Here is a 26,080-nt window from a genome sequence, read left to right on the forward strand (position 1 = left end):
ATGTTGGCGCGCCGTGGATGAACTGGCGCGAACTCGGTTGCTCGAATAGTCTTCAGAGGACTGCTCGTCTGCCGAAGATTGAACGCAATCACTCAAGCCCCCAGACTCCAGCACGCCCATTCACGAATAAGGAGGCCCTTCATGCAAAGCACTGTCTCGCCCAGCCCCCTTGTGGGCGTCGGCCTCTATACCCCCAGTGAAGCCTCCCTTTACACCGGTATCCCCGCCGCAGATATTCGTAGATGGCTATTCGGTTACAGTTCCAACGGCATTCATCATCCCGGCCTTTGGCAATCAGAACTGATGGATGTGAACGAATACATATTGAGCTTCCATGACCTGCTTGAAATTCGCTTCGTGCACGCCTTTCGTCAACACGGCGTGAGCCTGCAAGCCATTCGCAACGCCTCCCGACAAGCCTCAGAGCTGTTCGGTCAAGCCTACCCGTTCACCTGCAAGCGCTTCCAAACAGATGGTCGCAGCATCTTTGCGACTGTTCTGGATGAGACAGGCGACGAGACACTGCTGGACCTGATTAAAAAACAATACGCGTTCAAGCACGTCATCAGCCCATCGTTGTACGAGGGGATCGACTACACCGGCAAAGGCTCGGCCCAACGCTGGTACCCAGTCAAACGCAGCAAGATCGTCGTACTGGACCCCGCCAGGAATTTTGGAAAGCCGGTACTGACTGGAGCGGGTATCGACACCGCAACGCTGTTTAACGCCTATGAGGCGGAAGGAAACGACACAAAACGTATTGCCCTGCTATACGAGATCCCACCCTCCGCTGTAAGAGCCGCTATCGAGTTCGAGCAAAGGCGCGCGGCTTGAATTTCCTTCTGGACCACAACCTGCCACCTGCACTGGCGCGAGCATTGAATGAACTTTCAAAAGTCCATGAGCATGGCGTAGTTCCGCTCAGGGATAAATTCCCCCAGAACGCAAGTGATGTTTCCTGGATATCAGTGCTTCGCGATGAAGGTGATTGGGTGGTTATCTCTCAAGACCGCTTTACCAAAGGGCATGCAGAAAAACAGGCATTTCGAGACTGCGGGCTCCCCATTTTCTGTCTGGCGAAACACTGGAATAACGAGACCTATTGGAACAAGGCGCACAATCTCGTGCGATGGTGGCCGGCCATCATGAATCAATCAGCGTTGATAAGAGGAGCAGCCGCATTCAGCGTGCCATGGCGTTTTTCTGCGCCCGGGAAATTTGATCAGATAAAAATGTAAGCCTGCAACGCAAAACAGTCCCTATCTGGAATCCCCCCCCACTTACGATTACCCTGCTCCCCTCTATCAGACACCCGGAAGTCCGATACCCGTGTTCAAGCCACTCGCCATCCTCACCCTTGCCTGCTCCCCTCTGCTTGCAAACGCCGCCGACCTGGCCGGTGTCTGGACCGGCACCTTGGGCAAGTCCGCGATCACCGCCTGTTTCAACGGTGCCCACGGCGCCAATGGCAGCTACTACTACCAACGCATCCTGACGCCCATTCAGCTCACTCAAGCCAACGCCAGTGAGCCGTGGGCCGAGGAAGGGCAAACCGGCTTCTGGCAGTTGGATGAGCCGCAGGGCGACACGCTGACCGGCACCTGGAGCAAAACCCTCGGCGGTAAAAGCCTGGCGCTGATGCTCAAACGCGCGGACACCGACGGTTGTGCCAGCGATGCCTATAACAATGCGCTTGAAGCCGTGCCACCCGCGGTAACGGTCGAGCGAAAAACCTTCGCCGAACACGCCTATCAAGTGAAGACCCAAGGGGGCCAGGTCATCCTGAAACTCGAAGGCGACGGTGCGGCCATCGACAAGATCAACCGCGAGCTCGCGCGCATGGCCATCAACCCGGACGGCCAGGCCGATTTCTACAGGGAGCGGCGCAACTCACTGGACCAGAGCGGCGGCACCACCACCAGCGAGATCGCGGTGGAACCGTTCTACTGGTCATCGCACTGGATCACCGTGCGGTTCTATCGCTGGTCGGCGGGCTACGGGCGCGGGGGCATCAGTTGGGGCCTGCACAGTTGGAACCTGCAAACCGGTGAAAAGGTCGACCCCTGGACGTGGTTGGGCGGCCATGAGCAATGGGACACGCCCTACTCGGGTCAGGTCAAACTGCCGGCCGCTTTCAGCACCTGGCTGACCAAGCAGACCACCACGGACGAAGGGTGCCCGGCCGTGACCAGTTATTCCTCGTTCGACTTGAGCTTCAACACCCAGGGCCTGCAACTGTCGACGCCCGCCCAAGGCGATGGCTGCGATAACGAACTGAGCTTTACCTGGGAGCAATTGGAGCCTGTGCTGACCCCGGAAGGTAAAGCCGCACTGCCCAGCTTGATGGCGCCGTGACCTACCTTACAAAAAACCCACATTCGTTCACGAAATATTCAGAAACGCCGACGGATACTAGCCCATTGCAATGACCGTTCCCCCGGACGGTCCTCCTGCCCTGGTAGCCACACTCCATGACGCGTCCCGCTCCCCTGCTGTTCCTGCTTGCTGGTCTGTTGTTCTTCTTTGCCCTGGGTAACCACGAGCTGCAAGGCTCCACCGAAGCCCGCGTGGCCGGGATCGCCATGGCCATGCACCTGGACAATAACTGGGTGGTGCCCCAGTTGTTCCGTGAACCTTTCCTGGAAAAACCACCCCTGAGCCTGTGGATCGATGCCGGGGCGATTCGCCTGTTTGGCGGCACCACCTGGGCGGTGCGCCTGGCTTCGGCATTTGCCGGGTTGTTCAGCGTGATGCTGCTTTACACAATGCTGCGCAAGTTCGGTCGGCCGCAGACGCTGGCGTTCAGCGCGGCCTTGATGCTGGCGACCATGGCCAGTTATTGGAGCAATGCGCGCGGTGTGGGTGAAGATTCGCTGCTCACCCTCGGCGTAACCACCGCGCTGCTGGCGTTCTACCAGGCCGTGCGACACGATCGCCAAGGTTCAAGCACAGGCGCCTGGGCACTGTTTACCGCAGGGATGGTGATCGCCACCCTCAGCAAAGGCGTACTGGGCCTGGCGATGCCGGGCATTGTGATTTTTGTGTACCTGGCCAGTACCAGCGTCATGGACAAGCGCCTGCGCCTTGGCGACTGGCTCAAGCCCGCGCTGTTCACCTTGGTGGCGCTGGTGCCACTGGTGATCTGGCTGGGCTTCCTGTTCCAGCGTGGCGGCATGCAAGCGGTGGCCGAAGTGTTGCTGACCAACAGCGTCGGCCGGTTCAGCGGTTCGTTTGTCGAGGCCGGGCATTACGAGCCGTTCTACTACTACATCGTCAAGCTGCCGGAGGCATTCCTGCCCTGGAACATCCTGGTGTACCTGGGCCTGTGGCACTTCCGTAAAACCCTGGTGCGCAACCGCTACCACCTGTTCTTCAGCGTCTGGCTGGTGGCGCAGTTCACCCTGCTGACCCTGGCCTCGAGCAAACGCACGGTGTACCTGATGGCACTCGCGCCAGCCGCCGCCGTCCTGGCCGCGGAGTATGCACGAGTGCTGCTGGATTGGCTGAAAGCCCATAAACCTGCGCTCTACACACATCACAAAACCATCGTGGGTGGCGTTTTCACCCTGGCCATAGGCTGCTACCTGATCGCCGCGTTCTGGTTTGCGCCCAAAGCGGACGTGCGCCAGTCGTTCGTCCCGGTGATCAGCCAGGTTCAGGCGTTCAAGGATGAAGGCAAGGAAGTGGTGCTGTTCCAGCCCAACGAGCGCATCGCCGGGGCCAGCGTGTTCTATCTGCAGGCCTACTTGCCGATCCTGAAGACCGAGGCCGAGCTGCACAGCTACCTCGGCGCCAAGCCCGGCAACGTTGCGCTGCTGGACCACACCGATGACCTGGCGACCCCGGTGAAGGTGATCAAGCAAATGTCGATCAATCGCCAGCCTTACTACTTCGTGGAGCAGTAAGGCCGGCGCGGGGCATCAGTGCTTGGTGACCTTGTCCAGGTAACCCATGGCAAACGCCGAGATCACGAAGGTCATGTGGATGATCACGTACCACATCAGATGCTGCGGATCGACGTTCTTGGCGTCCATGAAGATGCGCAGCAAGTGGATGGACGAGATCGCCACGATGGAGGCCGCCACTTTCATCTTCAGCGATGAAGAATCCATGGTGCCCAGCCAGTTGAGCTTCTCTTTGTTTTCATCGATATCCAGCTGCGAGACGAAGTTCTCGTAGCCGGAAATCATCACCATCACCAGCAAGCCGCCAACCAGGGCCATGTCGATCAACGACAGCAGCACCAGGATCAGCTCCGACTCGGCCATCGAGAACACGCTCGGCAGCAGGTGAATCACTTCCTGGAAGAATTTCAGCGCCAGCGCCAGCAGCCCCAGGGACAAGCCGAAATAGATCGGCGCCAGCAGCCAGCGCGAGGCGTACATAGCATTTTCGATAAAGCGTTCCATTGAATCTCACACAGCTTGGCTAGAAATGGCGGCGAGTATACCAGCCGCTATAAGACACCTGTCACCACGAGAAAACTGACCTGTGCGGCATCTGTAAGAGAATTTTTCTGCTAGTGTCGAGCCCAATAACAACTCGGCTCAATGACGTCGGACAGGAAAAACTCAGATGATGGATGTGCGATCCCCTTTGGCCAGTATCGGCCTGTGCGCGGCATTGCTGCTGGCTGGCGGCTGCTCCCCCAGCGACGAGCAGAAGCAGACCACCCTCGAAGAGAAAACCGCAAAGTTCGAACACTCCCTGGACAGCATCCAGGACCCCAAGCTGCGTGACGCCGTCGCCGACCTGGGCGGTTCGCTGCTGCTGCTGGAGCGGGCGCGGGTCAAGCTCGCCAGCAAACCCATCGAAGCCGAGTACGGCGAAGACACCCTGGCCCTGCTCAAGCACTACCCCACGCCCCAGGCGCTGGTGGACACCTATATCAATGGCCTGTTCGTGCTGCGCAAGACCTCCCACTCCGACTACCTGACCGACTTGCAGCCGGTGTTCCCGTTCAGCTTCAACATGCCTGACCAGTTCCCCTTCCCCCATGGCCTGGAGTGGCAGTCGGTGACCTTGAGCAACAACAAGGTCATCCCCTTCCAGCCGGAATGGTCGGAAACCGATCCGGGCATCCAACTGAGCCCCAGCAGCTCCAACCTGACCAACCCCGACGACCTGACGGTGACCTACCCGTTCATCGACGGCATCGAGACGGAAAACAAGAGCCAGCCACAGCCCGTCAGCCTCAAGGGCACGGTGGAAGTGGTCGCGCCGGGCAAGGTGTTGACCTTTGATCTGTCGAAAAAAGACGTGGGCCACAAGCGCACCGAGGGCAACATCACCCTCAACCTGCTGCTCCTGGAAAAGAACTACGCCGAGATCGAGCTGACCAACAGCCAACCGCTGGCGCCTGAAGTCGGCGATGAATCGCCCAACCCACTACTGGTACAGGCACGCGACAGTACCGGGCAATTCCTTACCCGCTCCGGCTCGATCAACGAAAGCAGCGCCCAAGTGGCGTTCTATGAGAAACAACTGGCCGAGATGCAAAAGCAGAAGGCCTGGTCGGAGGCGTTCGAGAAACAGCTCACCGATGAGCAAAAAGCTTTCGAACACAAACAAAACAGCCATTACGCCAAGGTGTATTTCAATGGCGTGATCGACAACCTGCAGGTCAACGTACTGGATTTTTCCACCGCCACGCGCACGCGCAAAGACCTCGACCTGCCGGTGATGCGCTTCGACAAGAACAGCCTGCAGAACAGCGTCCAGGCCCTGCCGATGCCGGTCACCGTGTATGACGACGGCGCGGCCAGCTGGCTCAAAGACGCGGGCATGACCGAGGACCAACTGAAAAACAGCGTCACCATCAGCCAGTCGGTTGAAGACGCCAGCGCCGCGCACATCGTGTTCGACCACCCGTTCACCTTCAATGACGACCTGGTGGGCAGCGAGCGCAACAGCAGCGAGTCGCCAGTGACCTTCTTCACTGCCGACGAAAAAGGCGAGCGCGGTGAGCCGATCGAACTGCCGGCCGAGGCGTTTGAATTGAACCCGGCACGCGGCACCCTGACCTACGACCTGAACCTGTTCCCGGAAAACCCGGCGTATGTGGTGGGCTCGATCCCGCTGTTCCTGGCGACCATCGACAAAGCCGAGATCGACGTGGCCAAGCTGCCCAAGGGGCTGTCGCTCAAGGACAACGCGCTGATCGTCGACCAGAAGGAGTTCCCCGCCGACAGCTGGCGCTTCTACGCCAAGGACGCCAGCGGCAACTACCTCAAGGAAATCCTCGGCGTCAGCCACCGTGCCGAGGAGTACGGCACGGCGCTGTTTGACGTGCATTACTTCTACGGCCAGCCGACCGCCCTGGAAAGCTACCAGCGCACCGACCTGAGCACCGTGCAATACGGTTTCGAGGTCAAGCTGGACAAGCCCGAGGGCAAATAGCGATCAGTGCTGGGTGTCACCATTGAGCTGTCGCAGATGGGCCTGCATGTGCAGGCACCAGATCTGCGGGTCACCCGCTTTCTCGTAACCGTGCTGGGTCAGGCTGTCCACGATGGACTCCAGCATGTTTTCCGCGACGAAGGGCCCGGGGAACGGGCCTTGGGACTTGATAGTGGAAGGCTGTTCACCGGTCATTCCGGCGGCAAACAACAAGGTCCACATCCCGTTATCCCCCGCAAGAGGGCGAATGGAACATTCGATACGGGTGACCAGGCCAAAGCACTGGCGGGTAAGGCAAAGGTTGCGCGGCATGGCGGCGACCCTCGGTAGATCGGTGTTCAACCTGCGCCTGGGGCGAGGCTGTTTCTATCCCGCGACTCCTGTGGATATCCCTTGAGCACAGAATAGAAGAAAACCACGACAAACCAAGGTTGTAGGGACCAACGGGCGTTGGCCCTACAGTCGCGCCAAATTCATGACGGTTTTACTGGTCATGTGGTGAGGGGCTTGTTGTGGCGAGCGGGCTCCTGTGGTGAGCGGGCTTGCCCCGCGTTGGGTGGCGCAGCCGCCCTAATCCAGTCGCCGCGTTCTTCCAGACAGAACTCAGTTGTCTGGTTTTGGGGCCGCTTCGCAGCCCAACGCGGGGCAAGCCCGCTCACCACAACAAGCCCGCTCACCACAGGAGCCCGCCCAGCCCAATAAGCCACTACGCCGTCAGGTGGGCTTGGCTTGCGCCAACGCCTCCTGCGCCAACTCCTTTTCCGCCTCCTTCAGGTCATCCTCGCTGATCATCTCGGCAATCGCGCGCAACCGCTCTACCACACGCGCATTCACCGTGCCCTCCGGGAACTGCCCTTCGGCATCCGGCTCACCGGCAGGCTCGCCCACCAACAGGCTCAACGCCTCGTCCGCCTGGCGCACGGCATAGATATGGAACTGCCCGGCACGCACGGCCTGCAGCACCTTCTCATCGAGCATCAACGTGGCGACGTTGGCCTGGGGAATGATCGCACCCTGTTCACCAGTCAAACCGCGCGCTTCGCACAGGCGGAAGAAGCCTTCGATCTTCTCGTTGACCCCACCCACCGCCTGCACTTCACCAAACTGGTTGATGGAGCCGGTGATGGCGAAGCATTGCTTGAGCGGGGTTTTCGACAAGGCCGAGATCAAGGTGCACGCCTCGCCAAGGGAGGCGCTGTCGCCGTCCACATAACCGTAGGACTGCTCCAGCGCGATACTCGCCGAGATCGCCAACGGGAATTCCTGGGCATAACGACTGCCCAGGTAACCGGTGAGGATCATCACACCCTTGGAGTGGATCGGCTGGCCGAGGTTGACCTCACGCTCGATGTCGACAATACCGCTGCCGCCCGGGTACACCGTGGCGGAAATCCGCGCCGGCACGCCAAAGGCCGAGTCACCGACTTCCAGCACCGTCAGCCCGTTGCACTTGCCCACCGCCGCACCGGCGGTGTCGATCAGGATCACCCCGGCGAGCATGTCGTCGAGAATCCGCGCCGACACCCGCCCGGTACGCGTGGCCTTGGCCTTGAGTGCGCGTTCGATATGCCCGGCATCGGTCATTTCGTCGCCAGCCAGGTGGCGAATGAAGTCTGCCTCGCTGACCAGCTGGAACAAATCCCCGATGCGCGCCGACAAGCGCCCCTGGTGTTCCGCCAACCGTGCGCTGTAAGTCGCCAACCGCGCCACCGCGTCCGAAGTCAGCGGCGCCATGCCTTCTTCCGACGTGCGAGTTTTCAGCAATTGGGCGAACTGCTCCAGGCTTTCGTCGACCATCGGGATGTCTTCGTCGAAGTCCACCAGTACGCGGAACATCTCCTGAAAGTCCGGATCGGCATCCTGCAACGCGTAGTACAACTGGCGCGAACCGATGATGATCACCTTGACCTGCAACGGGATCATCTGCGGGTTGAGCGTCACGGTGGCCAGGCGGCCCAGCTCGCCCAGCGGCGATTCCATCTTCAACTTGCGCGATTGCAGGGAGCGCTTGAGAGCGTCCCACACGAACGGCTCGCTGAGCATTTTTTCGGCTTCAAGAATCAGGAAACCGCCGTTGGCACGGTGCAACGCGCCGGGGCGCAGCTGGCGATAGGTGGTGTAGAGCGCGCCCTGGTCGGTGCTGTATTCGATGCGGCCGAACAGGTTGTCGTAGGTCGGGTGCGGCTCAAACACCACCGGTGCGCCGCCGTTGACCGGATGGCCGACCACCAGGCTTGGGCAGTACTGCTCTTCGAGCAGCTTGCGCGCCTGGGCGTCGGTTTTGGCGTCGTCCACCAGTTGCTCGACCACGGTCTTGAGCAAGTACACCTGCATGGCTTGCAGGTAACCGCATACGCCTGCGTTTTCCGCGTACTTTTCCGACAACGGTGCAAGCAAAGGCTGCAAGGCCAGGGTGATGGTTTCTTCGTTGAACTGGCGCAGTTGGTTGTTCGACTCACGCTTCCACTGTGGCAGGCTCGCCAGTTCTTCGTTGAGGCGCTCTTCCAGCTCGGAAATATCCGTGTGGAACCGCTCGCGGTCGGCTTCCGGCAGCTGCGAGAACTCAGCTTCGTCCAACGCCTTGCCGTCGAGCATCGGCGTGAAGGCAATGTTGGAGCTGTCGCGGTACAGCGCCACATCCTTTTCCAGGGCCAGGCGTTCGATCACGTCCAGGGCCTTGTCGTAGCGCTGGTTGAAGGCGCGGTCGATGGCGCTCTTGCGCTGTTGATACGTCGGGTGTTCGAAGGCCGCCGGGAAGGTGGCTGCGAGGTTGTCGATCAAACCGTTGATGTCGTTGATGAACGCCGCCGCTGCGCCGCCGGGCAATTCCAGGGCGCGGGGTTCGCGAGGCTCATCAAAATTATTCACGTAGACCCAATCAGCCGGGGTCTGCAGGCGTTTGCCTTCGGCCTTCAGGTAGCGTTTGACGAACGAAAAGCGGCCGGTGCCCGGCTCGCCCATGACAAACACATTGTAACCGGGGCGTGGCATGGCCACACCAAACTGCAACGCTTCAACCGCACGTTCCTGGCCAAGCACACCGCGAAAGGGCTCCAAATCATTGGTGGTCGAGAAGCTGAACTGTTCAGCGGAGAAGGGGCGAGTCAGCGCTTCGGGCGCTAGACGCAAGCTGGCAGCAACAGGATCAGGCATCGGGCTTCCTTACATCAGGCGGGGCAGATGACGGCATTCTGGCTCCCGGTTACGCGCTCTGGCAAGGCGCGCCTGTGGGAAAGCATAGACACGGGACGCGTCCTGCAAAAATATCGCGTCATCATCGAATGTTTTAGAAAAATGCACGGAACCCTTGGAACGTGCCTAAACTCCAAACTGCGCGGGTTGGACTAATAACTGGCCCCTAGGGCGCTGCGACGCGCCTGAACCCTTGTCCATTGGTTTGCACACAAAGAGAACAAAGCTATGAAACGGATCCTTCTCGGTACTCTCTTCACCGTCGTCTCCCTCAATGCAATGGCAGAAGCACCAGGTGGCCCGAACTGCGGTTGGGGCAACATGTTGTTCGAAGGCCAGCGCGGCACTCCGGCTCACTTCCTGGCTTCCACCACCAACGGTACTTCGGGTAACGCCACTTTCGGCATGACCTCGGGCACCAACGGTTGCAGCACCAACAGCGCCCTGACTTACGGCGGCAAATCGTGGATTGCCATGAATGGCATGATGAACGAGCTGTCCGAAGACATGGCCAAGGGTAATGGCGAAGCACTGACCACCTACGCCGTGGTACTGGGCGTGGCGCCGGAAGATCGCGAGCACTTCGCGGCCGTGACCCACGAGCACTTCCAGCAGATCTTCAGCAAGGCTGACGTGACCGCTGACGACGTGCACAACAACACCATTGCTGTACTGAAAAGCGATGCCCGTCTGGCGAAATACGCTACCCAGGCTTAAGCTCGTGCAGCCCGCGCCTGCTTAAGGCGCGGGTTTTATTTTTGGGCCCGCCTCCCCTTTGGGTCTCTCTTATTTCCGACTTAAGTTGCCCCTATGCTCAAACGCTTTGCCTGGATGGCACTCTTTGCCTGCGCCCCGCTGTATGCGGCCCCGCATCTTGATGATCAACGTTTGCAGCAATTGGCCAACGATCCGTTCTGGCTGTCCCTCGGCCATTATGAAGCCGGCAAAATCAGTGGCTGGCGCAGCTATGTCAGCGACAAGAAATTCTTCCTCGCACCCGATGGCGCCCACCACCCGGACGCCGAGCTCAAGGCCACCGTTGACGCGCTCTACGCGCCCGCCAGCCTGGGTCAAAAGCACGCCCAATGCGTTTACCCCGCACGGACCCGCTGGCTCAAGGATCAGTTGCACCTCACTGACCTGCCTGCCGTGGACTGCACCGAATTCAAGCAATGGTTCAAGGACGTCGCCCCGCACAGCGCAGTGATGATCTTCCCGGCGGCCTACCTCAACAGCCCGTCGTCGATGTTTGGCCACACCCTGCTGCGCATCGACCAGGCCGACGTGCAAAGCAACAACACCGCCCTGCTCAGCTATGCGATCAACTTCGGCGCCTATATCGAAGGCTCCGACAACAGTATTCTTTACGCCTGGAAAGGCCTGATGGGCGGCTACCCCGGCCTGTTCGCGCTAGTGCCTTACCAGGAAAAACTCTCCGAATACCGCAGCCTTGAGAATCGCGACTTGTGGGAATACCGCCTCAACCTCACCCAGGTCGAGACCGAGCGCATGGTCGAGCACGTGTGGGAGCTCAAGCAGATCCAGTTCGACTACTTCTTTTTCGACGAAAACTGCTCCTATCGCCTGCTCGAACTGCTGCAAGTGGCCCGCCCCGGCCTGCGCCTGACCGAACAGTTTCCACTGACCGCCATCCCGACCGACACGGTCAAGGCCGTCAAGGATGCGGGCCTGGTGGAAAGGATCGACTACCGCCCGTCCCGCGAACGCGAGCTGTTGGAGCGCGCCAAGCCGCTGGACAGCGACGAACAGCAGTGGGTGTTGAAGGTCAGCGATGACCAGAAGCAGCTGCAGGAGCCTGCGTTCAAGGCCATCGCGAAAGACCGCCAAGCCCTGATCATCGACGCCGCCTACCGCCTCGGCCGCTACCGCGCCAATGGCCTGGAGCGCGACACCGCGCGCTCCCAACGCAGCTTCGAACTGCTGCGCGCAATCAACCAGAACCCGGCGCCCGACCTCAAGATCACCCCGCCCGGCCTGCCGGAAAACGGCCATGAGTCGCGCACCTGGCAAGCCGGCATCGGCACCCGTGGCGACAAGGCCTTCGGCGAATACGGCCTGCGCATGGCCTACCACGACCTCAACGACAACGCCGAAGGTTTCCCCCTCGGCGCACAGATCGAAATCCTGCAGATGAAACTGCGCCAGTACGAAGGCAACCACTGGCAACTGCAGCAACTGGACCTGGCCACCATCCGCTCCCTGACCCCACGCAACGCCCTGTTGCAGCCGTGGTCCTGGCAAGTCACTGGCGGCCTTGAACGCGTGCCCGGCAAACACGACGACGAAACCCTGGTCGCCCACGTCAACGGCGGCGCCGGCGGCACCTGGCAGTTGAGCGACGACATGCTCGGCTTCGCCCTCGGCACCGTGCGCGTGGAGCACAACAATGACTTCAGCGAAGCCATCTCCCCGGCGGCCGGGTTCAACACCGGCGTGCTGTGGAAGAACCCACTGGGCAACCTGAGCCTGGAAGCCAAGGGCGACTTCTTCACCAATGGCGAAGTGCGCCGCAGCATCAGCCTGAACCAACAGTGGGAATTGTCGCGCAACCTCGGCCTGCGTTTGAGCGCCCAACGCGAGTACAGCCACCTGTCGACGCCAGTGAATGAAGTGATGCTTGAAGTGAAGTGGTACCACTACTAACCCACGCCCAGTGAACCAGAATGTGGGAGGGGGCTTGCCCCCGATAGCAGTGCATCAGTCACGTATCCATCGACTGACACGCCGTCATCGGAGGCAAGCCTCCTCCCACATTGGCTCAGCGTCTATTCAGTTCCAACTAAAAGGAGCCCCACTAACATGGCCGTTAACACCACCAGCCTCGAAGAAATCCGCACCCATATCGACCGCCTCGACCAGCAGATCGTCACCCTGCTGGCCGAACGTGGTGCCTACGTCTCCCAGGCTGCACGCTTCAAGAAAGACACGGACAGCGTCAAGGCACCACAACGGGTTGAACAGGTAATCGCCAAGGTACGGGAGATATCCCAGGCCGTGGGCGCCAATCCCGAGGTCACCGAGAAGGTGTATCGCGCGATGATTGCGGCGTTTATCCAGCAGGAATTGGCGGAGCATACTGCGCTCACGGAAACTCGCTAAGAATTACCCAAATTATTCGCCTACACAGCAAACTCACAAGCCATCCTCAAGCCCCTGATTACTAAGAAGGAAATCTTGCGGTTTTTTTAGCTTTTTTGAGTCATCGAAAACTTGCTCCGACGAAGCCTCGCTTTATGGGGATTTGTGTCTAGTCTCGGGTAGCAGTCAAATTGCCACCACGTCTATACACGGATCTGAATAGGTAAGAGGCTTACTATGGAATTTTTCGAAAAGCTCACCAGTCTGGCCGCCAAGGTTCGGTTGCAAGGCCCGGCCATTCAAACAGAAGAAGCGACCAAGAATGCTTTTGTAATGCCGTTTATCAACACGGTGCTGGGTTATGACGTGTTTGATCCGCAAGAAGTGACGCCTGAGTTTGTCTGCGATGTCGGGACGAAGAAAGGTGAAAAAATCGACTACGCCATCATGAAAGACGGCGAAGTTCAGATACTCATTGAATGCAAAAAAATCGGCGAATCACTGAGCATCAATCATGCCTCGCAGCTGTTTCGGTATTTTCATGTCACCAGCGCAAGAATCTCAATTCTCACCAACGGTCAGGTCTATCGGTTTTTTACTGATCTGGACGCACCTAACAAGATGGACGAAAAGCCATTTCTAGAGCTGGACCTGCTGGACATTGATGAGTATTCCGTACCGGAGTTGATAAAGCTGACAAAGTCAGCCTTCGACGTCGATTCAATCATTAACGCTGCGGGAGAGCTGAAATATGTCAGCCAGCTCAAGAAGCTGATTGGCGCTCAAGTCAGCAAGCCGGAAGACGACTTCGTAAAATTCTTCGCCTCCCGCGTTTACGAAGGCGTGATCACGCAGAAAGTCCGTGAGCAGTTTTTCGAACTGACACGAAAAGCCTTGGCTCAGTTTCTGAATGACCAAATCAATGATCGACTCAAGTCAGCCATGAGCGGCGTAATTCAACCAACGATAGCTTCATTGACTGTCACGAACAGCGCGAATACGGATCTTCAGGAACGAGACGAATCGGAAGACAAGATCCTGACGACGCTTGAGGAACTGGAGGGTTATCACATCGTTCGCGCTGTCGTACGCTCCGTTGTCGATGCCAAACGAATCGTTCAACGCGATACCCAGAGCTATTTTGGGATATTACTGGACGACAACAATCGCAAGCCTATCTGCCGTCTTCACTTCAATCGCAGCCAAAAATACCTTGGGATATTCGACGAGGAAAAAAATGAAACCCGGCACGCCATTTCATCCATTGATGAGATTTACGAATACGCGGATCAACTGAAAAAAACCGTGGGTTATTACGACTGAAAGCCGCACCGGAATATTTTCAGCCGTCGATAACCCTGTGGTGAGCGGGCTTGCCCCGCTCACCACAGAAGCAAATTCACCTCTTAAGTTGCAGATGTCATCGCCTGGGTCAGGTCATCCACTACGGCTTTGCCCATCTCACACAGATAGTGCGCGGCCCAGGCGTATTGCTCGCCACGCACATCCATTGCGGCTTCCATGGCGAGCTTCTTGGAATAAAAAAGCAAAGTGGAGGCGTGCTCCAGCGCTTCCTCAATCGGCATGCCGGAATTGACACGAAACAGCGGTTTTTCGTTTTCGCCGTAGTCGCCGAAAGTGACGACGCCGAGTGTGGTGATTGCGGACAAGGGTGGATCAGGGACGACTTTGCTCATGATGATTGCTCTCTTATGAAGTCGAGCCACCAGATCACATCGCTAAACATGAAGAGGGTGGCAGCTGTGTGCAGGTTAGCGATCCGGGTCTGAGAGCACCCCGGGTAGACTCAAAGGTCTCCCGCACACAGCCGCCATAAAACGCTAAAAGCTGACAGATGCCAGCTAATACTATTGGGAGCGGTGCCACTCTTGAGGCTCGGATCGCTAAACCCGGCCGCTGATATGCAGCGACCCGAAGAGGCTAATGATCCAAACGGTACGGCACAATAGGCCAGAGATTCTCTAGGAAACGTCCTGCAATTTAAAGGGAATCGTCATTGATGGCCCTTTACCCCAACACCTTTCTCACCATCCTTTCACACCGCTCCAACAAACCCCTGACTAGACTTCCCCTATCAGCCGTGAAACGGCCAGGGGGTACGCCATGTGGCGGTCTGCGGTAATGCTGTGTGCAGTGGTGTTGTTGGCGGGTTGCCAGTCGACCCATCAGGAGTTGTTGGCCAAGGGTTACCCACCGGCGTTTGCCGATGGTTTTGATGACGGTTGCAGCAGCGGTCGCCAGGCGGCCGGGGTGATCAGCGGGGAGTTTCGCAAGAACGTGCCGCGTTATCTCAAGGACCGTGAATACGCCGAGGGCTGGGAGGATGGTTTTCGCCAGTGCAAGGCCATGCGCGAGAACGAAGACCTGCGAGACTACAAGGACAATCACTGGGACGACCGCGAACGCGCCTGGCAGCATGAGAAAGACCGCGACGCCGCCAGGGCCTATCGTTCGCAGTAGGTAGCGGACGCAGAGCGTGCAGGGCAGCATTCCCACGCAGAGCATGGGAACGATTGCGCGGCGATGATGGCCCAAACTCCATTGAGGGAGAACGTCATGAGCCGAGCTTTTGTAAACGAGGACAACGCCGCCGCCCAGCCCGACCAGCCGGTAGAGCGCCAGGTCAGCGAGCAACCCAACCGCCTCACCGCGCAAGGGCTGGCGCAGTTGCAGGCCAAGGTTGCGCAGTTGCAGCACGAATACGGCCTGGAGTCCGCCAAAGACGACAAGCAGCGCCAGGCGGATCTTGAGCGGGATTTGCGCTACTTCAACCAGCGGGTGCAGAGCGCCCAAGTGGTGGCGCCCGCAACGTCCACCGACAAGGTGCAGATCGGCAGCTGGGTAACCTTCGCCAATGAGCAGGACGAACAGCAACGCATTCAGTTGGTCGGTGAAGACCAGGCCGACGCCGGCGCCGGCTTGATCAACTGGGGGTCGCCCCTGGGCCGCGCCTTGCTGGGCGCCCAGGTCGGCGACGAGGTGTTGTGGCAACGCCCCGTCGGCGATCAGTTGATCGAAGTGCTGCGGATCGAGCCCGAGGCTTAGACGATGCCTTGGGCCAGCATGGCGTCGGCAACTTTGACGAAGCCCGCGATGTTCGCGCCTTTGACGTAGTTGATGCGGCCGTTTTCTTCGCCGTAGTGCACGCAGGCATGGTGGATCGACTGCATGATGTTGTGCAGCTTGCTGTCCACTTCACCGGCGCTCCACAGCAGGCGCATGGCGTTCTGTGACATTTCCAGGCCACTCACGGCCACGCCACCGGCATTGGACGCCTTGCCCGGGGCGAACAGGATGCCGGCCTCGATAAAGAGATCCACAGCCTCCAAGGTGGTCGGCATATTGGCGCCTTCGGCCACGCAGAGGCAGCCGTTGCGCAGTAGAGTACGGGCGGCCTCGGCATCGAGTTCGTTCTGGGTCGCACAGGGCAGTGCGATATCGCAGGCCAGTTCCCAAGGGGTTTTACCGGCGCGGAACTCCAGGCCGTAACGCGAAGCCAGTTCGCTGATGCGCCCGCGCTGCACGTTTTTCAGCTCCAACAGGGCCGACCATTGTTCCTCGGTCAAACCGCTTTCGGCGTACAGGGTGCCTTCGGAATCGGACAGGGAAATCACCTTGCCGCCCAGGTCCATGACCTTGCGCGCCGCATATTGCGCCACGTTGCCGGAACCGGACACCGCCACGCGCTTGCCTTCAACCCGCTGGTTGTTGCGCTTGAGCATTTCTTCGGCGAAGTATACGCAGCCAAAACCGGTGGCTTCCGGGCGAATCAGGCTGCCGCCGTAGGTCATGCCCTTGCCGGTCAGCACCGAGGTGAACTGGTTACTCAGGCGCTTGTACTGGCCGAACAGGAAGCCGATCTCACGGGCGCCAACGCCGATGTCACCGGCCGGCACGTCCACATCCGCGCCGATATGGCGATACAACTCGCTCATGAAGGCCTGGCAGAAGCGCATGACTTCGGCGTCGCTCTTACCTTTTGGATCAAAGTCCGAGCCGCCTTTGCCGCCGCCCATGGGCAGCGACGTCAGGGAATTCTTGAAGGTCTGCTCAAAGGCGAGGAATTTCAGCACGCCCAGGTTGACCGACGGGTGGAAGCGCAGGCCGCCTTTGTACGGGCCGATGGCGCTGTTCATCTGGATACGGAAACCGCGATTGACCTGGACCTTGCCGTGATCATCCACCCACGACACCCGGAAGGTAATCGCGCGTTCCGGCTCGCAGATGCGCTCCAGGATGCCCGAGGTCAGGTAGTGGGGGTTGGCTTCGAGAAACGGCCACAGGCTGCGTAGGACCTCTTCTACAGCCTGGTGGAATTCCGGCTGGTCAGGGTCGCGTTTCTTGAGACGGGCAAGGAAGGATTCGACGGATTCGATCATGAAAAGTCTCGGCAAATTGATTGTTTTTAAATGAGATTGGGCCGGACTTTAACAATTCATGTCGCACCGCGACAGGGCAAAATGTCGCCTTTGTGAATTTAAATGGTGCATTAGATGTAAATCACAGGCCATTTCTGCCCTTAAACAGGGATTTCAGCTCAAGCGACGCACCAATAGTCACACAGCTATCGGGGGCAAGCCCCCTCCCACATTTGAAAGCAAAAAAAACGGAGCCCGAAGGCTCCGCTCTTTCAAACCACCAGCCCGGATCAGGCCAGTTTTTTGTGCCGTACACGGTGCGGTTGGGCAGCTGCTTCGCCCAGGCGCTTCTTACGGTCCGCTTCGTACTCGGTGTAGTTACCTTCGAAGAACACCGCTTGCGAGTCGTCTTCGTACGCCAGGATGTGGGTCGCGACGCGGTCAAGGAACCACCGATCGTGAGAGATCACAATGGCGGCGCCCGGGAAGTCCAGCAGGGCTTCTTCCAGGGAACGCAGGGTTTCAACGTCGAGGTCGTTGGACGGTTCGTCGAGCAGCAGGACGTTGCCGCCCTCTTTCAGGGTCAGGGCCAGGTGCAAGCGACCGCGCTCACCACCGGACAGGTCCTTGACGAACTTCTGCTGGTCGCCGCCCTTGAAGTTGAAGCGACCGACATAGGTACGCGACGGGATTTCATAGTTGCCGATGCGGATCTGGTCGGAGCCGTCGGAAATCTGCTGGAACACGGTCTTGCTGCCGTCGAGGTCTTCACGGCTCTGGTCCACGCAGGCCAACTGCACGGTTTCGCCAACTTCGATGGTGCCCGAATCCGGGGTTTCCTTGCCCATCAGCATGCGGAACAGCGTGGATTTACCCGCACCGTTACCGCCGATTACGCCGACGATCGCGCCTTTTGGCATGGAGAACGACAGGTTGTCGATCAGCACGCGGTCGCCATAGCCTTTGGAAACGTTCTTGAACTCGATGACCTTGTCACCCAGGCGCGGACCGGCCGGGATGTAGATTTCGTTGGTTTCCGAACGCTTCTGGAATTCCTGCGATTGCATTTCTTCAAAGCGTTGCAGACGGGCCTTGGACTTGGACTGGCGGGCCTTGGCGCCTTTGCGCACCCACTCCAGTTCTTCCTTCATGGCCTTTTCGTGGGCCGATTGCTGCTTGGATTCGGCGGCCAGACGGTCGGACTTGGCTTCCAGCCAACCGGAGTAGTTGCCCTCGTAAGGGATACCGGCGCCACGGTCGAGTTCGAGGATCCAGCCGGCGACGTTGTCCAGGAAGTAGCGGTCGTGCGTGATCGCAACCACGGTGCCCGGGAAATCGTGAAGGAAGTGTTCCAGCCAGGCGACGGAATCGGCGTCCAAGTGGTTGGTCGGTTCGTCGAGCAGCAGCATGTCGGGGGCCGACAGCAGCAGGCGGCACAGGGCCACGCGGCGCTTCTCACCACCGGACAGGTGTTCGACCTTGGCGTCCCACGCCGGCAGGCGCAGCGCGTCGGCGGCGACTTCCAGCTGGCGCTCCAGGTTATGACCGTCGCCGGCCTGCAGGATCGCTTCGAGCTTGGCCTGCTCGGCGGCCAGTTTGTCGAAGTCGGCATCCGGTTCGGCGTAGGCGGCGTAGACCTCGTCCAGGCGCGCCTGGGCGTCCTTGATCACGCTGACGGCTTCTTCGACCACTTCACGCACGGTCTTGGTCGGATCCAGGATCGGCTCTTGCGGCAGGTAGCCGATGTTCAGGTCTGGCATCGGGCGGGCTTCGCCTTCGAACTCGGTGTCGACGCCGGCCATGATTTTCAGCAGCGTGGATTTACCCGAACCGTTGAGGCCGAGTACGCCGATCTTGGCGCCGGGGAAAAAGGACAACGAAATGTTTTTCAGGATTTCCCGCTTCGGGGGGACAACTTTGCCCAGCCGATGCATGGTGAAGACGTATTGAGCCATGGTGAACCTAGCGTCAGTGACTGATGAATTGAGCGGGCGAAGCCCGTGCCAGGCCATGCGCGGCGCGGGCCGTTGACTATCATCAATGCCAGCGTGCGGTATAAAGCCTGAATATCTGGGGCTGGAACGCCCCCGCGTAACCGGCAAAGCTACCTGAATGCGCTTGGTCAGTCCAGCCAGGCAAGGGCTGGCACTTTGCCACAAGTCAAGGCATGCTAGCCGCCCTCCGGGCGTCCGGCTTATAGTGCACGTCGCGCGCCAGTCCAGCCAAACCGCAGGATCACAGCTTGTCCAAAGTCACGCCGCCAACTCCCCTGCGCGCCGCTCATATAGCGCCGGGAGCGCCCCTGCACGGCACCCTCAAAGGCGCATTGGCGACGCTTGTCCTTATGCTGCTCGCGTTATTGTTCTGGCAACTGCTGGACCAGTTGCAGCAAAACCAGAAGAACCAGCAGCAATACACCATCGACTACAGCGCCGACCTGGCTGAACAGATCAGCCTGAACATGGCCCTCAGCGCAAAGATTGCCCTGAACCTGCTGCCGATGGTCGAGCCACCGCGTGACAGCGAACAGCAACAAGCCTTGATGCGGACCTTGCAACGTTCGCTGCCGGAACTGCGCAGCATCGCCCTGCTTGCCCCCAGCGGCGCGATGATCAGCGACAGTGCCAGCGACAGCCAGGACAGCGCCTGGCTCGAAGAACTGGTGCAACGCAGCCACGGCCAGTCTTATTACCTGAGCAACAGCAACGACGGCACCCTCATCTATCTACTGTTGCATCAGCCCAGTGGCGGCTCACGGATGTATTGGGCGCTGCGCCTGGCCCCCAACTACCTGACCAACCTCACCCGCCAGGACGGCCAGGGCCAGCGCCCGATGTGGGCCATCGAGAACCGCATCAACCATCGCGTGGTCAGCCGTGACAGCGGCATGCCGGCGCAGTGGACCTCGGCGCTGACCCCGGACGAATTGAACAAAAGCGTGCTGGTCACCCCCCTGAGCAAAAGCGACTGGCAATTGCGCGGGCTGTTCGACCGCAGCGCCGTGCTGGAGCAACTGCTGCCGGCCTTCATCGGTAAATGCCTGCTGGGCCTGGCGTTCTCGTTGATCCCGGTGATCGTGCTGCTCAACATGCGCCGCCGTCAGCGCCAGGTGCATGAGGGGCGGCGGCGCTACCAGGATATTTTCGAAGGCACCGGCGTGGCCCTCTGCGTGCTGGACCTGTCGGGGCTGAATGCGTTCTTCGACAAGACTCGGCTGGAAACCCGCGAGCAACTGCACGCCTGGCTGCAGGACAACCCTGGCGAGCGCCAGCAACTGCTCAAGGAACTGCGCGTCACCGAGGTCAACCAGGTGGCGGTCAGCCTGCTGAATGTGGGTTCCTGCGAGCAGGCCTGGGAGCGCCTGATCGATGACTGCCCACGCAACGCTACGTCCATCGGTTACCAGATTCTCGAAGCCGTCCTGACCCAACAAAGCCAGTTGGAGCTGGAAATCCAGCTCAAGGACGTGGTCGGCAACGAGCAATACCTGTGGCTAGTGATGCGCCTGCCCGAGCAGCAGGACGATTTCAAGGCGGTGATCCTCAGCATCAGCGATATCACCAGCCGCAAGCTGATCGAACTGTCGCTGGTGGAACGCGAGAGTTTCTGGTCGGACGTGGTGCGCACCGTGCCCGACCACCTGTATGTGCAGGATGTGATCAGCCAGCGCATGATTTTCAGCAACCACCATCTGGGCCACGCCCTCGGCTATAACAAGGCCGAATTGCAGCAAATGGGCGAGTACTTCTGGGAAATCCTGCTGCACCCCGAAGACGCCGAGCATTACCACGACTTGCGCCAGCAACAGCGCCAGGTCGGCTACACCACCCAACTGCAATGCCAACTGCGTTTCCGTCACCGCAATAACGACTGGCGGCGCTTCGATATTCGCGAACAGGCCCTGGCGCGGGACAAGACTGCGCAAATCACCCGCATCATCGGCGTGGCCAAGGACATCACCGACCAGATCGAAGCCAGCGAATCCCTGCGCGACAGCGAACAGCGCTACCGCATGCTGGCCGAAAGCATCAGCGACGTGATCTGCTCCACCGACAGCCAGTTGGCCCTCAACTACATCAGCCCGTCAGTCAACGCCGTGCTCGGCTATGACGTGGACTGGGTGTTCAAGAACGGCTGGCAGTCAATCATCGCCAACCCGCAGCAACTGACCGGCATTTACAGCCTGATGGAACAGGTCAGCCGCGCGCTGGGCGACCCCGAGGCACTGAACAGGCTGCGTGATGAGATCCAGACCCAGCTGTTCCTGTTCGACTGCCTGCGCGCCGACGGTCGCAAGGTGCCGATCGAACTGCGCCTGGTGCTGGTGTGGGACGAGCACGGCGCCTTCGAGGGCATCCTCGGGGTGGGCCGCGATATCAGCCAGCAACGCCGCGCCGAGAAAGACCTGCGCATGGCGGCCACGGTCTTCGAGCACTCAACCTCAGCGATCCTGATCACCGACCCCGCCGGCTATATCGTGCAGGCCAACGAGGCGTTCAGCCGGGTCAGCGGCTATGCGGTCAGCGATGTGCTCGACCAGTTGCCGAACATGCTCACCGTCGATGAACAACAGGAAGCCCACCTGCGCTATGTGCTCAAGCAGTTGCACCAGCACAGCACCTGGGAAGGCGAAGTGTGGCTCAAGCGTCGCAATGGCGAGCATTACCCGGCGTGGGTCGGCATTACCGCCGTGTTCGACGATGAAGGCGACCTGGCCAGTTACGTGTGCTTCTTCAGTGATATCAGCGAGCGCAAAGCCAGCGAGCAGCGTATCCACCGCCTGGCCTACTACGACGCCCTGACCCACCTGCCCAACCGCACGCTGTTCCAGGACCGCCTGCACACCGCGCTGCAATCGGCGGAACGACAGAAGTCGTGGGTGGTGCTGATGTTTCTCGACCTCGACCGCTTCAAGCCGATCAACGACTCCCTGGGCCACGCCGCCGGCGACCGCATGCTCAAGGAAATGGCCACGCGCCTGCTGGGCTGCGTCGCCGAAGACGACACCGTGGCGCGCATGGGCGGCGACGAGTTCACCTTGCTCCTGCAACCACGGGTCAACCGTGACATGGCACTCAACCGCGCGATTCATGTGGCCGAGCAGATCCTCGCCAGCCTGGTGAAACCCTTCGTGCTGGAGGGCCGTGAGTTCTTCGTAACCGCCAGTATCGGTATCGCCCTGAGCCCGCAGGACGGCAACGAACTGAGCCAGTTGATGAAAAACGCTGACACGGCGATGTATCACGCCAAGGAACGCGGCAAGAACAACTTCCAGTTCTACCAGGCCGACATGAACGCCAGCGCCCTGGAACGCTTGGAGCTGGAAAGCGATTTGCGCCATGCGCTGGACCAGAACGAATTCGTACTCTATTACCAACCGCAGTTCAGCGGCGACGGCAAACGCCTGACCGGCGCCGAAGCCCTGCTGCGCTGGCGTCATCCGCGCCGCGGCCTGGTGCCGCCGGGAGACTTCATCCCGGTGCTGGAAGAGTTGGGCCTGGTGGTGGATGTGGGCGACTGGGTGATCAGTGAGGCCTGTCGTCAGCTCAAGACCTGGCACCAGAACAAGGTGCGGGTGCCGAAAGTCTCGGTGAACATCTCGGCTCGGCAATTCTCCGACGGCCAGTTGGGTACGCGCATCGCCACCATCCTCAAGGACACCGGCCTACCGCCGGCGTGCCTGGAGTTGGAGTTGACCGAAAGTATCCTGATGCGTGAGGTCAACGAGGCCATGCAGATCCTCGACAGCTTGAAAAACCTGGGCCTGAGCATTGCGGTCGACGACTTCGGCACCGGTTACTCCTCGCTCAACTACCTCAAGCAATTCCCCATCGATGTGTTGAAGATCGACCGTACCTTCGTCGACGGCCTGCCTTCTGGCGAACAGGACGCGCAGATCGCCCGCGCCATTATCGCCATGGCACACAGCCTGAACCTGGCGGTAATCGCCGAGGGTGTGGAAACCCATGAGCAGCTGGATTTCCTGCGTGAGCATGGCTGTGATGAAGTGCAGGGGTATCTGTTTGGACGGCCGATGCCGGCGAACCGGTTCGAGGCGCAGTTCAGCAATGATGCGCTGTTCATGTTCGACTGAAGTTTTGCGGTGAGGCCACTGGCCTCATCGGGGGCAAGCCCCCGATCAGGCACTCGCAGCCACCGCCTATCCCCAGATGAGCCCCACTTGTCCGCGACATGATGTCCTTTCATATGCCATCTAAAACCCATTGGGTTAGAATGCCCTCCTTTTCTGCCCCCGATCCTTGAGGACCGCCATGTTCAGCCGTGATTTGACTATTGCCAAGTACGACGCCGATCTCTTCGCCGCCATGGAGCAAGAAGCCGTGCGCCAGGAAGAGCACATTGAGCTGATCGCTTCGGAAAACTACACCAGCCCTGCGGTGATGGAGGCTCAAGGCTCGGTTCTGACCAACAAGTACGCCGAAGGCTACCCAGGCAAGCGCTACTACGGTGGTTGCGAGTACGTCGACGTGGTTGAGCAACTGGCCATCGACCGTGCAAAAGAACTGTTCGGCGCCGACTACGCCAACGTCCAGCCACACGCCGGCTCCCAAGCCAACAGCGCCGTATACCTGGCCCTGCTGCAAGGCGGCGACACCATCCTGGGCATGAGCCTGGCCCACGGCGGTCACCTGACCCACGGCGCCAGCGTTTCCTCCTCCGGCAAGCTGTACAACGCCGTTCAATACGGTATCGATGCCAACGGCCTGATCGACTACGACGAAGTCGAGCGCCTGGCGGTTGAACACAAGCCAAAAATGATCGTGGCCGGTTTCTCTGCCTACTCGCAGATCCTGGACTTCCCACGCTTCCGCGCCATCGCTGACAAGGTCGGTGCGTACCTGTTCGTCGACATGGCCCACGTGGCCGGTCTGGTCGCCGCTGGCGTCTACCCGAACCCGGTGCCTTTCGCTGACGTCGTGACCACCACCACCCACAAGACCCTGCGCGGTCCACGTGGCGGCCTGATCCTGGCTCGCGCCAACGCCGACATCGAGAAGAAGCTGAACTCCGCTGTCTTCCCAGGCGCCCAGGGTGGCCCGCTGGAGCACGTAATCGCCGCCAAAGCGATCTGCTTCAAGGAAGCACTGCAGCCTGAGTTCAAGACCTACCAGCAACAAGTGGTCAAGAACGCCCAGGCCATGGCCAGCGTGTTCATCGAGCGCGGCTTTGACGTAGTGTCTGGCGGTACCGAGAACCACCTGTTCCTGCTGTCGCTGATCAAGCAGGACATTTCCGGTAAAGATGCTGACGCTGCCCTGGGCAAAGCCTTCATCACCGTGAACAAGAACTCCGTGCCGAACGACCCACGTTCGCCGTTCGTCACCTCCGGCCTGCGCTTCGGCACCCCGGCTGTGACCACTCGCGGCTTCAAGGAAGCAGAGTGCAAGGAACTGGCTGGCTGGATCTGCGACATCCTGGCAGACCTGAACAACGAAGCCGTGATCGACGCGGTACGTGAGAAGGTCAAGGCCATCTGCAAGAAGCTGCCGGTGTACGGCGCTTGATTGCAGTTGCTTGAATAAGAAGCCCGGCTGAAGAGCCGGGCTTTTTTATGCCAATTCCAGTTTGAAATACAGTTAATTGTGGGAGGGGGCTTGCCCCCGATAGCAGTGTGTCAGTCACAGAGTTATCTACTGACACACCCTCATCGGGGGCAAGCCCCCTCCCACATTTGATTGTGTTTCAAGTCAGGGTTGGTAGACCTTGGCAAAACCTTCGCGAATTTTGTCTTCGGGCAACTCATCGGCAATGAACACGATCACACTCTCTCGCACCTCGCCTTCGGCCCATTCGGTATCCCAATCGAAACCGTAGAGTTTCAGCACGCCCTGAAACACCATGCGCCGGTCTTCCCCGGCAATGTTCAGCACGCCCTTGTAGCGCAGCAGTTGCTTGCCGTGGTCTTCCAGCAGTTCGTTCATGAACTCACTGAGTCGGTCGATATCCAGCGGCTGGTCGGTGCGCAGCACCAGGCTGGAGATACGGTCGATGGACGGCGCGGCGCGCACCGGGCGCAGGCTCATGCCCGCGTTGAGGTTGAAGCCGCGCACATCGAGCAGTTCGGCCAAATCAATCTTGCCGTGCTCGACCACGCGAATCGGCGCACGGCGGTTGATGCGGGTCAGGCGTTCGCTGAGTGCGTCGAAGGTGGCGTCGTCCACCAGGTCGCGCTTGCTCACCAGCAGGCGGTCGGCAAAGCCGATCTGGGCCTGGGCGATGGTCTGGGTCAGGTGGTGCTCGGCGTGGGCCGCGTCCACCAGGGTGATGATGCCGTCGAGGATGTAGCGCTCACGCAATTCCTCGTCGATGAAAAAGGTCTGGGCCACCGGCGCCGGGTCGGCCAGGCCGGTGCACTCGATCACCAGGCGGTCGAAGGCGATCTCGCCGCTGTCCAGGCGCTCGAGCAGCAGGTACAGGGCTTTGGTCAGGTCGGTGTGGATGGTGCAGCACACGCAGCCGTTGGACAGGGTCATGACTTGCACCGGCTCTGCGCCCAACAGCTGGGTGTCGATACCGGCGTCGCTGAATTCGTTTTCGATCACGGCGATTTTCAGGCCGTGCTCGGCTCTGAGCAGGTGGCGCAGCAAGGTGGTCTTGCCGGCGCCGAGGAAGCCGCTGAGGACGGTGACCGGGATGGGAGAGGACAAAATATTCTCCTTGAAGGAACACAGAAACAAATGTGGGAGGGGGCTTGCCCCCGATAGCAGCGTGTCAGGCGCTTATCTGTCACTGACACACCGCTATCGGGGGCAAGCCCCCTCCCACAGGGGAGTTGCGTTAACTCAACAGCACTTGGGCCCACCCTTGCCGCCGTAACGGGCTTCCTGGCGTTCCCGGAAGAACGCCTTGTAGTCCATCACCGGCTTGTCCGGGTGTTTGGTTTGCATATGCTCGACGTAGGTGTCGTAGTCGGGCATGCCGACCATCAGGCGCGCGGCCTGACCGAGGTATTTACCGAGGCGACTGATGTCATTGAACATGGTTGCAAC

The 26,080-nt window shown here is 59.7% G+C and carries 21 protein-coding genes; 13 read left to right on the top strand and 8 right to left on the bottom strand.

The genetic code is table 11. The features are described from left to right. The first annotated feature begins 141 nt into the window (after window positions 1-141). From M2497_RS27390 to M2497_RS27405, 4 genes are all read left to right on the top strand, one after another. Window positions 142-834, top strand: a complete 693-nt coding sequence (locus M2497_RS27390) for a DUF433 domain-containing protein (RefSeq protein ID WP_248484641.1) — start codon at window positions 142-144, stop codon at window positions 832-834. Continuing rightward, entirely contained in the window at window positions 831-1,238 is a 408-nt protein-coding gene (locus M2497_RS27395; protein ID WP_248484649.1) for a hypothetical protein, read from the top strand. The genes M2497_RS27390 and M2497_RS27395 overlap by 4 nt, the downstream gene beginning before the upstream one ends. A 91-nt stretch (window positions 1,239-1,329) precedes the next feature. After that, window positions 1,330-2,355, top strand: coding sequence for a hypothetical protein (locus tag M2497_RS27400; RefSeq protein WP_248484651.1), 1,026 nt, complete (start codon window positions 1,330-1,332; stop codon window positions 2,353-2,355). A gap of 116 nt (window positions 2,356-2,471) precedes the next feature. Then, the gene (locus tag M2497_RS27405) at window positions 2,472-3,905 is read left to right on the top strand and encodes a glycosyltransferase family 39 protein (RefSeq protein ID WP_248484653.1); all 1,434 of its coding nucleotides are present in this window, start codon (window positions 2,472-2,474) and stop codon (window positions 3,903-3,905) included. Window positions 3,906-3,920: 15 nt separating this feature from the next. Here the strand turns inward: M2497_RS27405 and M2497_RS27410 are convergent, their stop codons facing one another. Next, window positions 3,921-4,409 carry a TIGR00645 family protein gene (locus M2497_RS27410; RefSeq protein ID WP_017253710.1) on the bottom strand — a complete coding sequence of 163 codons (489 nt, stop codon included), beginning with the start codon at window positions 4,407-4,409 and terminating at the stop codon, window positions 3,921-3,923. A gap of 166 nt (window positions 4,410-4,575) precedes the next feature. On the opposite strand from M2497_RS27410, the gene M2497_RS27415 reads away from it, so the two are divergent. Beyond that, complete coding sequence (locus tag M2497_RS27415; protein WP_248484656.1) at window positions 4,576-6,399, top strand: hypothetical protein; 1,824 nt, start codon at window positions 4,576-4,578, stop codon at window positions 6,397-6,399. 3 nt (window positions 6,400-6,402) lie between these two features. On the opposite strand, the gene M2497_RS27420 is transcribed toward M2497_RS27415, so the two are convergent. After that, window positions 6,403-6,711 (bottom strand): hypothetical protein, encoded by a 309-nt coding sequence (locus M2497_RS27420; RefSeq protein ID WP_058427690.1) that lies wholly within the window; start codon window positions 6,709-6,711, stop codon window positions 6,403-6,405. A gap of 402 nt (window positions 6,712-7,113) precedes the next feature. Continuing rightward, the gene (locus tag M2497_RS27425; RefSeq protein WP_248484664.1) at window positions 7,114-9,552 is read right to left on the bottom strand and encodes an ATP-binding protein; all 2,439 of its coding nucleotides are present in this window, start codon (window positions 9,550-9,552) and stop codon (window positions 7,114-7,116) included. 267 nt (window positions 9,553-9,819) lie between these two features. Between M2497_RS27425 and M2497_RS27430 the strand changes: the two genes are divergently transcribed. The 4 genes from M2497_RS27430 to M2497_RS27445 all read left to right on the top strand — a co-directional run bounded on the left by M2497_RS27430 (window position 9,820) and on the right by M2497_RS27445 (window position 14,013). Next, complete coding sequence (locus M2497_RS27430; protein ID WP_015885974.1) at window positions 9,820-10,308, top strand: DUF3015 domain-containing protein; 489 nt, start codon at window positions 9,820-9,822, stop codon at window positions 10,306-10,308. Window positions 10,309-10,401: 93 nt separating this feature from the next. After that, window positions 10,402-12,255, top strand: coding sequence for a DUF4105 domain-containing protein (locus M2497_RS27435; protein ID WP_248484666.1), 1,854 nt, complete (start codon window positions 10,402-10,404; stop codon window positions 12,253-12,255). A gap of 156 nt (window positions 12,256-12,411) precedes the next feature. Beyond that, on the top strand, window positions 12,412-12,711 hold the full coding sequence (locus M2497_RS27440; RefSeq protein ID WP_248484668.1) for a chorismate mutase: 300 nt from the start codon (window positions 12,412-12,414) through the stop codon (window positions 12,709-12,711). A gap of 216 nt (window positions 12,712-12,927) precedes the next feature. Next, window positions 12,928-14,013 (top strand): type I restriction endonuclease, encoded by a 1,086-nt coding sequence (locus M2497_RS27445; protein WP_248484670.1) that lies wholly within the window; start codon window positions 12,928-12,930, stop codon window positions 14,011-14,013. An 83-nt stretch (window positions 14,014-14,096) separates the two neighbouring features. Here the strand turns inward: M2497_RS27445 and M2497_RS27450 are convergent, their stop codons facing one another. Then, window positions 14,097-14,387, bottom strand: a complete 291-nt coding sequence (locus tag M2497_RS27450) for a DUF3077 domain-containing protein (protein ID WP_058427695.1) — start codon at window positions 14,385-14,387, stop codon at window positions 14,097-14,099. A gap of 427 nt (window positions 14,388-14,814) precedes the next feature. On the opposite strand from M2497_RS27450, the gene M2497_RS27455 reads away from it, so the two are divergent. Together M2497_RS27455 and M2497_RS27460 are read left to right on the top strand one after the other, a co-directional pair. Beyond that, window positions 14,815-15,171, top strand: a complete 357-nt coding sequence (locus M2497_RS27455) for a hypothetical protein (RefSeq protein ID WP_058427696.1) — start codon at window positions 14,815-14,817, stop codon at window positions 15,169-15,171. A 96-nt stretch (window positions 15,172-15,267) separates the two neighbouring features. Next, window positions 15,268-15,756 carry a GreA/GreB family elongation factor gene (locus M2497_RS27460; RefSeq protein WP_248484672.1) on the top strand — a complete coding sequence of 163 codons (489 nt, stop codon included), beginning with the start codon at window positions 15,268-15,270 and terminating at the stop codon, window positions 15,754-15,756. On the opposite strand, the gene gdhA is transcribed toward M2497_RS27460, so the two are convergent. Together gdhA and ettA are read right to left on the bottom strand one after the other, a co-directional pair. Next, on the bottom strand, window positions 15,753-17,090 hold the full coding sequence (gene gdhA, locus M2497_RS27465; RefSeq protein WP_248484674.1) for an NADP-specific glutamate dehydrogenase: 1,338 nt from the start codon (window positions 17,088-17,090) through the stop codon (window positions 15,753-15,755). The genes M2497_RS27460 and gdhA overlap by 4 nt on opposite strands. Before the next feature lie 269 nt (window positions 17,091-17,359). Next, window positions 17,360-19,024 (bottom strand): energy-dependent translational throttle protein EttA, encoded by a 1,665-nt coding sequence (gene ettA, locus M2497_RS27470; protein WP_024077495.1) that lies wholly within the window; start codon window positions 19,022-19,024, stop codon window positions 17,360-17,362. Window positions 19,025-19,311: 287 nt separating this feature from the next. On the opposite strand from ettA, the gene M2497_RS27475 reads away from it, so the two are divergent. Both M2497_RS27475 and glyA read left to right on the top strand, forming a co-directional pair. Continuing rightward, window positions 19,312-23,163, top strand: a complete 3,852-nt coding sequence (locus M2497_RS27475; RefSeq protein WP_282579040.1) for a bifunctional diguanylate cyclase/phosphodiesterase — start codon at window positions 19,312-19,314, stop codon at window positions 23,161-23,163. Window positions 23,164-23,341: 178 nt separating this feature from the next. Further along, window positions 23,342-24,595, top strand: coding sequence for a serine hydroxymethyltransferase (gene glyA / locus M2497_RS27480; RefSeq protein WP_058427701.1), 1,254 nt, complete (start codon window positions 23,342-23,344; stop codon window positions 24,593-24,595). A 183-nt stretch (window positions 24,596-24,778) separates the two neighbouring features. Here glyA and yjiA read toward each other — a convergent pair whose 3' ends face one another. Both yjiA and M2497_RS27490 read right to left on the bottom strand, forming a co-directional pair. Beyond that, a complete protein-coding gene (gene yjiA, locus M2497_RS27485) occupies window positions 24,779-25,738 on the bottom strand; it encodes a GTPase (protein WP_248484676.1) in 960 nt (319 codons plus the stop codon). A gap of 135 nt (window positions 25,739-25,873) precedes the next feature. Beyond that, window positions 25,874-26,071 (bottom strand): YbdD/YjiX family protein, encoded by a 198-nt coding sequence (locus M2497_RS27490; RefSeq protein WP_003194308.1) that lies wholly within the window; start codon window positions 26,069-26,071, stop codon window positions 25,874-25,876. Between the last annotated feature and the right edge of the window lie 9 nt (window positions 26,072-26,080).

This window comes from Pseudomonas sp. CYM-20-01 (assembly GCF_023169845.1).
GTDB classification, from domain to species: Bacteria; Pseudomonadota; Gammaproteobacteria; order Pseudomonadales; family Pseudomonadaceae; genus Aquipseudomonas; species Aquipseudomonas azotoformans.